8 protein-coding genes and 1 other RNA gene are annotated in these 13,364 nt (G+C 62.8%); 6 read left to right on the top strand and 3 right to left on the bottom strand.

Going from position 1 to position 13,364, the window contains the following annotated elements; all coding sequences use genetic code 11:
- Positions 1-46: 46 nt before the first annotated feature.
- Together xdhB and xdhA are read right to left on the bottom strand one after the other, a co-directional pair.
- Complete coding sequence (xdhB, locus tag ACW4TB_RS09555; RefSeq protein WP_455828324.1) at positions 47-2,446, bottom strand: xanthine dehydrogenase molybdopterin binding subunit; 2,400 nt, start codon at positions 2,444-2,446, stop codon at positions 47-49.
- A complete protein-coding gene (xdhA, locus tag ACW4TB_RS09560) occupies positions 2,439-3,893 on the bottom strand; it encodes a xanthine dehydrogenase small subunit (protein WP_279929948.1) in 1,455 nt (484 codons plus the stop codon). The genes xdhB and xdhA overlap by 8 nt, the downstream gene beginning before the upstream one ends.
- Before the next feature lie 267 nt (positions 3,894-4,160).
- Here xdhA and ACW4TB_RS09565 point away from each other — a divergent pair, with 267 nt between their 5' ends.
- From ACW4TB_RS09565 to ffs, 5 genes are all read left to right on the top strand, one after another.
- Complete coding sequence (locus tag ACW4TB_RS09565) at positions 4,161-4,820, top strand: GntR family transcriptional regulator (protein ID WP_012315435.1); 660 nt, start codon at positions 4,161-4,163, stop codon at positions 4,818-4,820.
- A gap of 3 nt (positions 4,821-4,823) precedes the next feature.
- Positions 4,824-8,312: a chromosome segregation protein SMC gene (gene smc / locus ACW4TB_RS09570; protein ID WP_279929951.1), complete on the top strand. Its 3,489-nt coding sequence runs from the start codon at positions 4,824-4,826 to the stop codon at positions 8,310-8,312.
- Positions 8,313-8,516: 204 nt separating this feature from the next.
- The gene (zipA, locus tag ACW4TB_RS09575; protein ID WP_254466195.1) at positions 8,517-9,401 is read left to right on the top strand and encodes a cell division protein ZipA; all 885 of its coding nucleotides are present in this window, start codon (positions 8,517-8,519) and stop codon (positions 9,399-9,401) included.
- 276 nt (positions 9,402-9,677) lie between these two features.
- Entirely contained in the window at positions 9,678-12,008 is a 2,331-nt protein-coding gene (gene ligA, locus ACW4TB_RS09580) for an NAD-dependent DNA ligase LigA (RefSeq protein WP_455828323.1), read from the top strand.
- A gap of 132 nt (positions 12,009-12,140) precedes the next feature.
- An RNA gene (gene ffs, locus ACW4TB_RS09585) (signal recognition particle sRNA small type) lies at positions 12,141-12,237 on the top strand.
- Between the two features lie 36 nt (positions 12,238-12,273).
- Here the strand turns inward: ffs and ACW4TB_RS09590 are convergent.
- Positions 12,274-12,687 carry a helix-turn-helix domain-containing protein gene (locus tag ACW4TB_RS09590; protein WP_279929954.1) on the bottom strand — a complete coding sequence of 138 codons (414 nt, stop codon included), beginning with the start codon at positions 12,685-12,687 and terminating at the stop codon, positions 12,274-12,276.
- Between the two features lie 94 nt (positions 12,688-12,781).
- Between ACW4TB_RS09590 and ACW4TB_RS09595 the strand changes: the two genes are divergently transcribed.
- Positions 12,782-13,255 (top strand): DUF2938 domain-containing protein, encoded by a 474-nt coding sequence (locus tag ACW4TB_RS09595; protein WP_455828322.1) that lies wholly within the window; start codon positions 12,782-12,784, stop codon positions 13,253-13,255.
- Positions 13,256-13,364 lie beyond the last annotated feature (109 nt).

The following is a 13,364-nucleotide window of genomic DNA, read 5'->3' on the forward strand; positions in this document are numbered from 1 at the left end:
GCAGCCCTTTCGCGACACAAGGCCGCTCCTACACAGGGCTGCGGCGTCAGTGAGTGGAGGTTTCCAGTTCTTGCAAGGCAGGCTGCGAAGCAGCTACTTCCTTGCGCATCTGCTCGCACCCCCACAGCACCCGCTCCGGTGTCGCCGGTGCGTCGATGTTCGGTTGCAGGCGGTAATCGGCAATGCTGGCCACGGCATCCTTGATCGCACACCAGGCAGCGATGCCGAGCATGAACGGTGGCTCGCCAACAGCCTTGGAGTGGAACACGGTGTCTTCCGGGTTCTTGCGGTTTTCCACCAGTTTCACCCGCAGGTCCAGCGGCATGTCGGCCACGGCCGGGATCTTGTAGCTGGCCGGGCCATTGGTCATCAGCTTGCCCTTGGTGTTCCACACCAACTCTTCGGTGGTCAGCCAGCCCATGCCCTGGATGAAGCCGCCTTCCACCTGGCCAATGTCGATGGCCGGGTTCAGCGAATCGCCGACGTCGTGCAGGATGTCGGCGCGCAGCATCTTGTACTCGCCGGTCAGGGTATCGACGACCACTTCCACGCAGGCGGCGCCGAAGGCGAAGTAGTAGAACGGCCGGCCGCGTGCCTGGCTACGATCGTAGAAGATCTTCGGCGTGCGATAGAAGCCGGTACTCGACAGCGACACCTGGGCGAAGTATGCCTGCTGTACCAGTTGTTCGAAACTGACGATCTGGTCGCGCACGCGCACATGGCCATTGCGGAACTCGACGTCTTCCTCGGTGACCTGATAATGCCGCGCGGCGAACTCGGTAAGGCGCTTTTTGAGAATCTCGGCGGCATTCTGCGCCGCTTTGCCGTTCAGGTCGGCGCCGCTGGATGCCGCAGTTGGCGAGGTGTTGGGCACCTTGTCGGTATTGGTGGCGGTGATCTGGATGCGGCTGAAATCAACCTGGAAAATCTGTGCCACGACCTGGGCCACCTTGGTGTTCAGGCCCTGGCCCATCTCGGTGCCGCCGTGGTTCAGGTGGATGCTGCCATCGGTGTAGATATGGATCAGCGCACCGGCCTGGTTGAGGAAGGTGGCGGTGAACGAGATGCCGAACTTGACCGGGGTCAGCGCCAGGCCTTTCTTGAGGACCGGGCTGTTGGCGTTGAAGCGGCGGATCGATTCGCGGCGTTCTGCGTAGTCGCTGCTGGCTTCCAGCTCGGCCGTCATCTCCTCGAGCATGTTGTGCTCGACGGTCTGGTAATAGTGGGTGACGTTGCGCTCGGTCTTGCCGTAGTAGTTGGCCTTGCGCACTGCCAGCGGGTCACGGCCCAGGTGACGGGCGATATGGTCCATCACCTGCTCGATGGCAACCATGCCCTGTGGGCCGCCGAAGCCGCGGTAGGCGGTGTTGGAGGCGGTGTTGGTCTTGCAGCGGTGGCCGTGCACGGTGGCATCGCCCAGGTAGTAGGCGTTGTCGGAGTGGAACATGGCACGGTCGACGATCGAGCCGGAAAGGTCGGGCGAGTAGCCACAGTTCCCGGCCAGGTCCATGTTTATGCCGTGCAGGCGCCCCTCGTCATCGAAGCCGACGTCGTACTCGACATAGAAGGGGTGGCGCTTGCCGGTCATCATCATGTCTTCGACGCGCGGCAGGCGCATCTTGGTCGGCTGGCCGGTCAGGCGCGCGATAACGGCGCACAGGCAGGCCGGGCTGGCGGCCTGGGTTTCCTTGCCGCCGAAGCCGCCGCCCATGCGGCGCATGTCGAGCACCACCTTGTTCATCGGCACGTCGAGCACTTCGGCGACCAGCTTCTGCACTTCGGTAGGGTTTTGCGTGGAGCAGAAGACGATCATGCCGCCGTCTTCGGTGGGCATCACCGAGGAAATCTGCGTCTCCAGGTAGAAATGTTCCTGGCCGCCGATATGCAGGGTGCCCTGCAGTCGGTGCGGGGCGCTGGCCAGGGCGGTGGCCGAATCACCGCGCTGGTGGGTGTGGCTGTCGAGTACGAAGTGCTTCTTGCGCAATGCCTCGACCACGTCCAGTACCGGTTCCAGGTCTTCGTATTCGATGATCGCCGCCATTGCTGCACGGCGCGCGGTGTCCAGGTCGCGCGCGGCCACGGCGAGCACCGGCTGGCCGAAGAACTCGACCTTGTCGATAGCCAGCAGCGGGTCACCGGCCACCACCGGGCCTATGTCTTTCAGGCCAGGGATGTCCTCGTGGGTGATGGCGATGCGCACCCCTTCGAAGGCATAGCAAGGTGTGGTATCGATGCGCAGGATGCGTGCGTGGGCACGGTCGGCGGTGCGCGCATAGACGTGCAACTGGTTGGGAAACTCCAGGCGGTCGTCGATGTACACCGCTTCACCTGCCACGTGCTTATCGGCGCTGTCGTGCTTGACGCTGCGGCCGACCCCGGTGGTCAGGTCCTGGCTGAACAGTTCGGCCATCTCGGCCTGGCTCTTGACGGCGTGATGGTTAGACATAGTCGGTCACCCGGGTTTCGATGTGCGGCGTTTGCTGTTCGATGAAGTACTTGCGCAGCAGGTTCTGCGCGGTCAGCAGGCGGTATTCCTTGCTGGCGCGGAAGTCGCTGAGCGGGGTGAAGTCCTCGGCCAGGGCCTGGCAGGCGCGCTCCAGGCTCGCCTGGTTCCAGGGCTTGCCGCGCAGGGCTGCTTCACAGGCGCGGGCACGTTTGGGGATCGCGGCCATGCCACCAAAGGCAATGCGCACGCCGCTGACCACGCCGTCTTCGATGCTCAGATTGAAGGCGCCGCACACGGCCGAGATGTCGTCATCCAGGCGCTTGGAGACTTTATAGGCGCGGAATGCCCAGTCATTGCTGGCACGCGGTACGATGATCTTCTCGATGAATTCGCTGTCCTGGCGGGCAGTGATGCGGTAGTCGATGAAGTAGTCCTCCAGCGGCATCGTGCGCTGGCGGTCGCCCTGGCGCAGAACGATCTGCGCATCGAGGGCGATCAGCAAGGGCGGTGAGTCGCCAATCGGTGAGGCGTTGCCGATGTTGCCGCCGAGGGTGCCCTGATTGCGGATCTGCAGCGATGCAAAGCGGTGCAGCAGGTCGCCGAAATCGGGGTATTCCTCGTTGAGCGCGCCATAGCAATCGGTGAGCGACGTAGCGGCGCCGATTTCCAGGTGGCTGGCGGTCTTGTCGATGCGTTTGAGTTCGGCCACGTGGCCGACATAGATCATCACCGGCAAGGTCTTGTGGAACTGGGTGACTTCCAGCGCCAGGTCGGTGCCGCCTGCCAGCAAGCGCGCTTCGGGGTGCGAGCTGTACAGGTCGGCGAGGTCGGCCACGGTCAGCGGCACCAGGCAGCGCTTGTCGCCGCTGTTGAGCTCGCCGGTCTGGGTTGGTGTGATGGCTTTCAGGCGGCTGATGGTCTGCGCTTTTTGCGCGTCGAACTGATCGCGGCAGGGTTGGCGGCAGCTCTGTTCGGCAGCATCGAGAATCGGCCGGTAGCCGGTGCAGCGGCACAGGTTGCCCGCCAGCGCCTCCTGGGCCTGATGCAGGTCGTGGCCCTGGCTGTTTTTCTGCAGGGCGAACAACGACATGACGAAGCCTGGGGTACAGAAGCCGCATTGTGAACCGTGGCAGTCGGCCATGGCTTGTTGCACGCTATGCAGTTCACCTTGGTGCTTGAGGCCCTCGACGCTGATCAGTTGCTTGCCGTGCAGCGACGAAACGAAGGTCAGGCAGGAGTTGAGGCTGCGGTAGCGCAGAGTGTCCTGGCCTTGATCATCCTGGGTCAGCTCGCCGACCACCACGGTGCATGCGCCGCAGTCGCCACTGGCGCAGCCTTCTTTGGTGCCGGGTTTGCCCAGGTGCTCACGCAGGTACTGCAGCACCGTCATGTTCGGGTCCAGGGCGTGCTCGCTGCGCAGCTCCTGGTTGACGAGAAACTGGATCACGGGGATGGCCTCGCAATGGTTTTATTGTTGTTGAGCGGACAATAAGCAGAGCTGACACGATGGTCAATAATTTTCTGACTTGAGGGTCAAGAAATTCTTCGCACGGTAGTCTGGCCGCCCAGCCTGCCCATATACAAAGCATAGATCGGGCCGCCTTGACCGTTGTCTGGCGGCTCAAATAAAGGCTGTCGCCCCTCTGCGCGACTGCTGGCCAAGTGCGCTACAATCGTCCACTTGTGCCCAGTTCAATGATTTTGAAGGAAAACCATGACGTTCAAGGCGCCGGACAGCCTCTCCGAGCAGATTGCCGACTACCTGGCCGAACGCATCATCCGCGGCGAGCTTGAGCCGGGTGAGCGCATCCAGGAGCAGAAGGTCACCCAGGCGTTGAATGTCAGCCGCGGCTCGGTGCGTGAAGCGTTGTTGATCCTCGAACGTCGTCATCTGGTTGCGATCCTGCCACGCCGCGGCGCCCATGTGACCAGGCTCGACGAGCGCAGCGTGCGCAGCCTGTGCGCCCTCATGGGCGAGTTCTACATTCTGCTGGGCAATGCAGTTGCGCAGAAATGGCGCACCGACGCAGACCTGCGCCCGTTCCTGGACATCCAGCAGCGCCTGCAGCAGGCCCGTGAACAAGGTGACATCAAGGCCTTCGTCGCCGACAGTTTTGCCGTGATGCGCGCCGCCTACCCGTTTGCCGACAATCCATACCTGCAGGAAACCGTCGAAAACCTGCAGCCCGCCATGAGCCGAGCCTATTATCTGGCTCTCGATCAGCGCCAAGCCAACATGCTCGATTACCTTGACCTGTTCGCCCACCTGCTTGACGCCGTGGTCGCCCGTGATCTGCCGCGCATCCGCGAGGTACTCACCGCCTATTGCCAGCGCAGTTGCGAGCTGGTGCTGGCGGCGCTGGCCCGAGGCTGACCGATGCGCCTGAAGTGCATCCGCCTGGCCGGGTTCAAGTCGTTCGTCGACCCGACCACTGTCAACTTCCCCAGCAACATGGCGGCCGTGGTCGGCCCCAATGGCTGCGGCAAGTCCAACATCATCGATGCGGTGCGCTGGGTGATGGGCGAAAGCTCGGCGAAGAACCTGCGTGGCGAGTCGATGACCGATGTCATCTTCAACGGCTCCACCAGCCGCAAACCGGTCAGCCAGGCCAGCATCGAGCTGATCTTCGACAACAGCGAGACCACGCTGCTGGGCGAATATGCTGCCTATGCGGAAATCTCCATCCGCCGCAAGGTCACCCGTGACGGGCAGAACACCTATTATCTGAACGGCACCAAATGCCGCCGCCGCGACATCACCGACATCTTCCTCGGCACCGGCCTGGGCCCGCGCAGCTACTCGATCATCGAACAGGGCATGATCTCCAAGCTGATCGAGGCCAAGCCCGAGGAGCTGCGCAACTTCATCGAAGAGGCGGCGGGCATCTCCAAGTACAAGGAGCGCCGCCGCGAGACCGAAAGCCGTATCCGACGCACCCAGGAGAACCTGGCGCGCCTGACCGACCTGCGCGATGAACTGGAGCGCCAGCTCGAACGCCTGCACCGCCAGGCGCAGGCCGCTGAGAAATACCGTGAGTACAAGGCCCAGGAACGGCAGCTCAAAGCACGCTTGGCGGCGCTGCGCTGGCGTGACCTGGATGAACGCGTACGCCAGCGCGAGTCGGTGATCGGCGATCAGGATGTGGCCCATGAGGCGCTGGTTGCCGAACAGCGCAATGCCGATGCGAGCATCGAGCGGCTGCGTGACGGCCATCACGAACTGTCCGAGCGCTTCAACCAGGTGCAGGGCCGCTTCTATTCGGTGGCCGGTGACATCGCCCGGGTCGAGCAGAGCATTCAGCACGGCCAGCAGCGCCTGCGCCAATTGCAGGACGACCTGAAGGAAGCCGAGCGCACGCGCCAGGAAACCGAGTCGCACCTGGGGCATGACCGCACCCTGCTGGCGACTCTCGGTGAAGAGCTGGCGATGCTCGAACCGGAGCAGGAAATGACCTTGGCCGCAGCCCAAGAGGCTGCCGCCACCCTCGAAGAGGCCGAGTTGGGCATGCACGGCTGGCAGGAGCAGTGGGACAGCTTCAACACCCGCTCCGCCGAGCCGCGGCGCCAGGCCGAGGTGCAGCAGTCGCGCCTGCAGCAACTTGAAGCCAGCCTGGAGCGCATGGCCGAGCGCCAGCGCAAGTTGGGCGAGGAGCGCGACCAGTTGGGCGCTGACCCGCAGGACGGCGCCATGCTTGAGCTGGCCGAGCAGCTGGCTGCCAGCGAGATATTGCTTGAAGAGCTGCAGCTGTCCGAAGAGCAGGTGGTCGAGCGCCTGGAGGGCGTACGCGCGCAATTGCAGCAGGCGACCCAGGCCCAGCAGCAACAGCAAGGCGACTTGCAGCGCCTGGGTGGCCGTCTGGCATCCCTGGAGGCATTGCAACAGGCCGCGCTCGAACCCGGGGCCGGTGCTGCCGACTGGCTTCGCGGTCAAGGCCTGGAGCAGCGGCCGCGCCTGGCACAAGGGCTGCGTGTGGAGCCGGGTTGGGAGCTGGCGGTGGAAACCGTGTTGGGCGCTGACCTGCAGGCCGTGCTGGTGGAGGACTTCAGCGGCCTGGATTTTGCCGAGCTGGAGCAAGGCGAGCTGCGTCTGTTGGTGGCGGGGCAGGAAGGTCCACGCCGGCCCGGCAGCTTGCTCGACAAAGTTGAGGGGCACACCGACCTGGCCCCTTGGCTGGCCCAGGTCCGGCCGGTTGAAGACCTGGCTCAAGCCCTCGCTGAACGCGCCGGGCTTGGCGAAGGCCAGAGCCTGGTCAGCCGCGATGGTTACTGGGTTGGTCGGCATTTTCTGCGCGTCAGCCGGGGGGGCGAATCCCAGGGTGGGGTGCTGGCACGGGGTCAGGAAATCGAGCGCCTCGGCCAGGAGCAGCTGGAGCTGGAAGCTACGCTGGAGCAGATGGAGCAACAGCTGCAAGCCTTGCGTGAGCAGCAATTGGGCCTGGAGGAGCAGCGCGAGCAGCTACGCCGTCGCACCCAGGAAGAGAGCCGCCAGCATGGCGAGCTCAAGGCCAGCCTTTCGGCAGGGCGTGCCCGTGCCGAACAGGTCGAGCTGCGTCGGCGCCGGCTGCAGGAAGAATTGAGCGAACTTCAGGAGCAGCGCGCTCTGGAGCATGAGCAACTGGGCGAAGCGCGGCTGGTGCTGCAGGAGGCCCTGGACCTGATGGCCCAGGACACCGAGCAACGCGAACAGTTGATGGCCCGCCGCGATACCCTGCGCGAGGGCCTTGACCGGATCCGCCAGGAAGCTCGCCAGCACAAGGATCACGCCCACCAGTTGGCTGTGCGCCTGGGATCACTGCGCGCACAGCACGACTCGACCCGCCAGGCACTGGAACGTCTGGAGCTGCAGGCGGCACGCCTGAGCGAGCGGCAGGAGCAGCTGAGCCTTAACCTGGAGGAGGGTGAGGCGCCGCTGGAAGAGTTGCGCCTGAAGCTGGAAGAACTGTTGGAGCGGCGCATGAGCGTCGACGAGGAAATGCGCCAGGCCCGCCTGCACATGGACGAAGCCGATCGCGCCCTGCGCGACGCCGAAAAGCGCCGCACCCAGGCCGAGCAGCAGGCACAGTTGCTGCGTGGCCAGCTTGAGCAGATGCGCCTGGAGTGCCAGGGGCTGGATGTGCGGCGCAAGACCTTGCAGGAGCAATTGCTGGCCGACGGCTACGATCTGCAGGGTGTGCTTGCCACTGTCGAGGCTGAGGCCAGCGAGCAGGGCACCGAACAGGAGCTGGAGCAGATCGACGCCCGTATTCAGCGCCTGGGCGCGATCAACCTGGCCGCGATCGAGGAGTACGAACAACAGTCCGAGCGCAAGCGCTACCTTGATGCCCAGGACGCCGATCTGGTCGAGGCGCTGGAGACGCTGGAAAGCGTCATCCGCAAGATCGACAAGGAAACCCGCAATCGCTTCAAGGATACCTTTGATCAGATAAATGCCGGATTACAGGCACTTTTCCCAAAAGTTTTCGGTGGTGGCAGCGCTTATCTGGAACTGACGGGCGAAGATCTACTCGATACAGGGGTGACGATCATGGCGCGCCCACCGGGCAAGAAGAACAGCACCATCCATTTGCTGTCCGGCGGCGAGAAGGCACTGACCGCATTGGCGCTGGTGTTTGCCATCTTCAAGTTGAACCCCGCACCGTTCTGCATGCTCGACGAGGTCGATGCGCCGCTGGACGATGCCAACGTCGGCCGGTATGCCCGGTTGGTCAAGGAGATGAGTGAAAGCGTGCAGTTCATCTACATCACGCATAACAAGATTGCCATGGAGATGGCGGATCAATTGATGGGGGTGACCATGCACGAGCCTGGGTGTTCACGTCTTGTTGCAGTGGATGTGGAGGAGGCACTGGCCATGGTCGACGCCTGATTAGCGAAGAGAAGGCGGATTGTGCAGGTAAATGCCCCCGCCATGTGCGACAGACGGTGTAAAGTTGTCTTTGGTCGTGCTAGCTTAATGTCACTCGTTTTTTGCGTGGGTAAAACGCCTGTCAGAACATAGAGTTGGCGCCACGTGTTAAAGGGCTTTAAAGCCTTTGTTTTCAAGCATATTTTTATAGAGGCACGGGATTACATGGAAATCGGTCTGCGCGAGTGGCTGATCCTCATCGGCATCATTGTCATCGCCGGTATTCTTTTCGACGGCTGGCGCCGTATGCGCGGCGGAAAAGGCAAGTTGAAATTCCGTCTGGATCGCAGTTATTCCAACCTCCCGGACGAGGAAGGCAGCGCTGAGGTGCTGGGCCCGTCGCGGGTGCTCGATACCCAGAAGGAGCCGGAGCTGGACGAAAGCGACCTGCCGTCGCTCAGTGCGCCGGCGCGTGAGCGCGAGCGCGAGCAGAAACCGGCTAAAGCCAGCAAGCGTGGCAAACGTGCCGCTGAAATGCAGCCGCAGGGTGATCTGGACCTGGTGGCCGAACCGCGCGAGCCCGACCTGTTCGCCGATGCCGATGACGATTTTGCTGGCGACAACAACCGCAACAGTGGTTTTGCTGCTGCGGGCAGTGCTGCCAAGGAGCTGCCGCCGGTCGAAGAGGTGCTGGTGATCAGCGTGATCTCCCGCGACGAAGGTGGCTTCAAGGGCCCGGCGCTGCTGCAGAATATTCTTGAAAGCGGTTTGCGCTTCGGTGAAATGGACATTTTCCACCGTCACGAAAGCATGGCCGGTCACGGCGAAGTCCTGTTCTCCATGGCCAATGCGGTCAAGCCCGGCATTTTCGACCTGGACGACATCGATCACTTCAGCACCCGTGCGGTGAGCTTCTTCCTCGGGCTGCCAGGCCCGCGCCATCCGAAACAGGCCTTCGATGTGATGGTCGCTGCGGCGCGCAAGCTGGCCCACGAGCTCAATGGCGAGCTCAAGGATGATCAGCGCAGCGTGCTCACCGCCCAGACCATCGAGCATTACCGCCAGCGCATCGTCGAGTTCGAGCGCCGCGCGCTGACCCAGAAACGCTGATGTCATTGAGCGAGCAGACCATGCCCTGGTCTTGCTCGCTTCGTTTCAAGCGCAAGAGCAGCCTGGGGCTAATGCCAGTCAGTTAGCGTTATCAGGGCTGCTACGCAGCCCATCGCCGGCAAGCCGGCTCCCACAGATACCATGCAGTTCTTGAGGTCGGAGCTGTGCCTGTGGGAGCTGGCTTGCCGGCGATGGGCCGCAAAGCGGCCCCAAATCGTTTAACTGACTGGCATTGAGCCTAGGGCTGCTCTTTTGCTTTGCAAGAGAACCTGAAGAATGAACGCCGAATCCCGAATCCACGCACTGCGCGCCGAACTCGACCAGCACAACTACCGCTACTACGTACTCGACGAGCCCAGCGTGCCGGATGCCGAGTACGACCGCCTGTTCAACGAGCTCAAGGCCCTCGAAGCCGAACACCCGCACCTGGTCACGCCCGACTCGCCCACTCAGCGCGTCGGCGGTGCCGCCTTGGCCGCGTTCAGCCAGGTGCGCCACGAAGTACCCATGCTCAGCCTGGGTAACGCCTTCAAGGAAGCCGACCTGCGTGAATTCGGCCGCCGCGTAGTGGACGGCCTCGACCAGCCAGGCGCGGTCGACTACAGCTGCGAGCCCAAGCTCGATGGCCTGGCGGTCAGCCTGCTTTATCGCGATGGTCAGCTGGTCCAGGGCGCGACCCGGGGTGACGGCACCACCGGCGAAGACATCAGCGCCAATGTACGTACCGTGCGCAACATCCCGCTCAAGCTGCAGGGCAAAGGTTGGCCCGCTGTGCTCGAAGTGCGGGGTGAAGTGTTCATGAGCAAGGCGGGTTTCGACCGCCTCAATGCCGCACAGGCCGAAGCCGGGGGCAAGACCTTCGCCAACCCGCGCAACGCAGCTGCCGGTAGCCTGCGCCAGTTGGACTCGAAGATCACCGCCAGCCGCCCGCTGGAATTCTGCTGCTATGGCGTTGGCCAGGTCTCGGCAAGCATTGGTGAAAGCCATATCGGTATCCTCGAGCAGCTCAAGGCATGGGGCTTGCCGATCAGTCGCGAGCTCAGGCATGCGGCTGGTATCGAGGAGTGCCTGGCTTACTACCGCGATATCGGCGAGCGGCGCAACAGCCTGCCGTACGAAATCGATGGGGTAGTGTTCAAGGTCAACAGCCTGGCCTCCCAGCGCGAGCTGGGCTTTCGCGCCCGCGAGCCACGTTGGGCCATCGCCCATAAGTTCCCGGCCATGGAAGAGCTCACCGAGGTGCTGGATGTCGAATTCCAGGTCGGGCGTACCGGTGCGGTCACGCCGGTTGCGCGGCTCAAGCCGGTCAAGGTGGCTGGCGTGACCGTGTCCAACGCCACCCTGCACAACATGGACGAGATTGCCCGCCTGGGCCTGCGCATCGGCGATACGGTGATCATCCGCCGTGCCGGTGACGTGATCCCGCAAGTCATGCAGGTGGTGCTTGAGCGCCGTCCTGAAGACGCCCGCCCGGTGCAGGTGCCAAGCGCGTGCCCGGTGTGTGGCTCCCAGGTCGAGCGTACCCAGCTGGTCAAGCGCAGCAAAGGCAAGGAAACCACCAGCGAAGGCGCGGTGTACCGCTGTGTCGGCCGCTTGGCCTGTGGTGCCCAGCTCAAGCAGGCGATCATTCACTATGTTTCGCGGCGGGCCATGGATATCGACGGCCTGGGCGAGAAGAGCGTTGAGCAGTTGGTGGACGAAGGCCTGATCGGTTCGCCGGCGGACCTCTACAAGCTGCAATTCGACCAGATCGTCGGGCTGGAGGGGTTTGCCGAAGTCTCCAGCAAGAAACTGCTGGATGCCATCGAGGCCAGCAAGCGCCCGAGCCTGGCGCGCTTCATCTATGCCTTGGGCATCCCGGATGTGGGCGAGGAGACCGCCAAGGTGCTGGCCCGCTCGCTGGGCAGCCTGGCACGGGTGCAGCAGGCGTTGCCGCAGGTGCTGACGTACCTGCCGGACATTGGTCTGGAAGTGGCCTACGAGATCCACAACTTCTTTGAAGACGAACACAACTGCAAGGTCATTGAGCAGTTGCTCGGTTGCGGCATGCAATTGCAGGACGAAGGTGAGCTGGCTGCCGAATTCGCTGCCAGCACTACCCTGGCCGGGATGATCGCCAAGCTCGACATCGCTTCGGTCGGGCCCACGGGCGCGGAAAAGCTGGTCGCCAAGCTGGACAGCCTGGACAAGATCATCGCGGCCGACGGCATCGACCTGCGTCAGGCGCTGGCAGCGAAACAGGCCGAAGCCGTGCGCGAATTTTTCAAGGACGAGGCCAACCAGAAACTGGCCCGAGACATCGAGGCTCAGTTGCTGGCGTTCGGCATGCACTGGAACAGCGAAAAGAAGGTCGCCGAGGGCTTGCCCCTGGCTGGCCAGACCTGGGTGCTGACCGGCACGTTGGAGCGCATGAGCCGCGACATCGCCAAAGAGAAGCTGGAAAGCCTGGGGGCCAAGGTGGCCGGTTCGGTGTCGGGCAAGACACACTGCGTGGTCGCTGGCCCTGGCGCCGGTTCCAAGTTGGCCAAGGCCAGTGAGCTGGGGGTCAAGGTGCTGGATGAGGATGCGTTCGTCGTGTTCCTGGACGAGCAGGGCATTGCCATCTGATTGTACTGGCCCCCTCGATCTGGACAAGTCATTGAGAAATGATGACTTTTTCTCCGGTTAAAGGTTGTAACTTCGCCCCAGACCGGTACAATGGCGCGGCTCGCTGCTTGGCGAGCCGCGTAGTGGTGGCCCCATCGGTCCCCCCGCATTGATTACCCGTTAACCTGGTCAGGCCCGGAAGGGAGCAGCCATAGCGGGAACATCGAGTGCCGGGGTGTGGCTGGTGGGGCCGCCTCCATTTCTGGGGTTCAAAAACCTCAGCCTGTCACGATACGGCCTTTCCTCTGGCCCGTTTTCCCCGCAGCGCCCCTGCTGCTGACAGCTTCATCAAGCGCTGAAATTTCGGACAGGCCAGGTGGTTTTCCTCTGGACACTGCGCTGCATGCCGTAGCCCCTTGCCAAGTGCCTGCAAGCGTTTGACCTGTGCATCGATTTCGTCAGCCTTGGCTATCAGCATCTGCCGATCGACCTGCTGGTCCATCAGCATCGCTCCCACTTCATCCAGAGAAAAACCAGCGGCCTGTCCCAGGGCGATCAGTGCCAGCCTGTCCGCAACATCGGCGGCGAACTGGCGCCGCTGGCCACGCGCGGCAAGTGACTCGAGCAGGCCTTTCTTTTCGTAGTAACGCAGTGTCGACGCAGGGACGCCTGTGCGTTTGGCGACATCGGCAATGTCCATTGAGGGGCCTTGACTTGAAGTTGACTTCAACTTCTATGCTGCGTGGCAGGTTGCTTAATGTCAATTTCAGAGGGCTGAATCAATGACGCTTGCCATGCTACAAGCTGCTTTGCTGATCGGGGTCGGTGCTACCGTGATCATGGACCTGTGGGGGATCTTGCTGCGGCGCTTGGGTATCGCCACGCTGAACTTCGCCATGGTGGGGCGTTGGGTAGGGCATCTGCTGCGGGGGCGCGTACGGCATCAGGCAATTGCCAGGGCCGAACCGGTGGCGAACGAGCTGATCTGGGGGTGGTTGATCCATTATGGGATTGGCGTGTTGTTTGCGGTAGTGCTGGTAGCAGTGGCCGGCGAGGGCTGGTTGCGCGCGCCGACGGTGTGGCCTGCATTGGCGTGGGGTGTGGTGACGGTGGCGGCGCCGCTGTGCTTCATGCAGCCATTGATGGGGGCAGGGTTCTTTGCCGCCAGGACGCCGAAGCCTTGGCGTAATTGTCTGAAGAGTTTGGTTACGCACTTGGTATTTGGGTTTGGGTTGTACTTGAGTGCCGGTTTTATTTCAGCTCTTTGAAGAAAGTGCAGGGGATTACAGGTGTCCCAGGATCGTGCGCCAGTTACTCCGCGTAGGTGAGCCATGCAGGGTGCAATTTCGGCCCCGCTCCGCTAGCATTAGCGATCTT

This window comes from Lelliottia jeotgali (assembly GCF_977070485.1).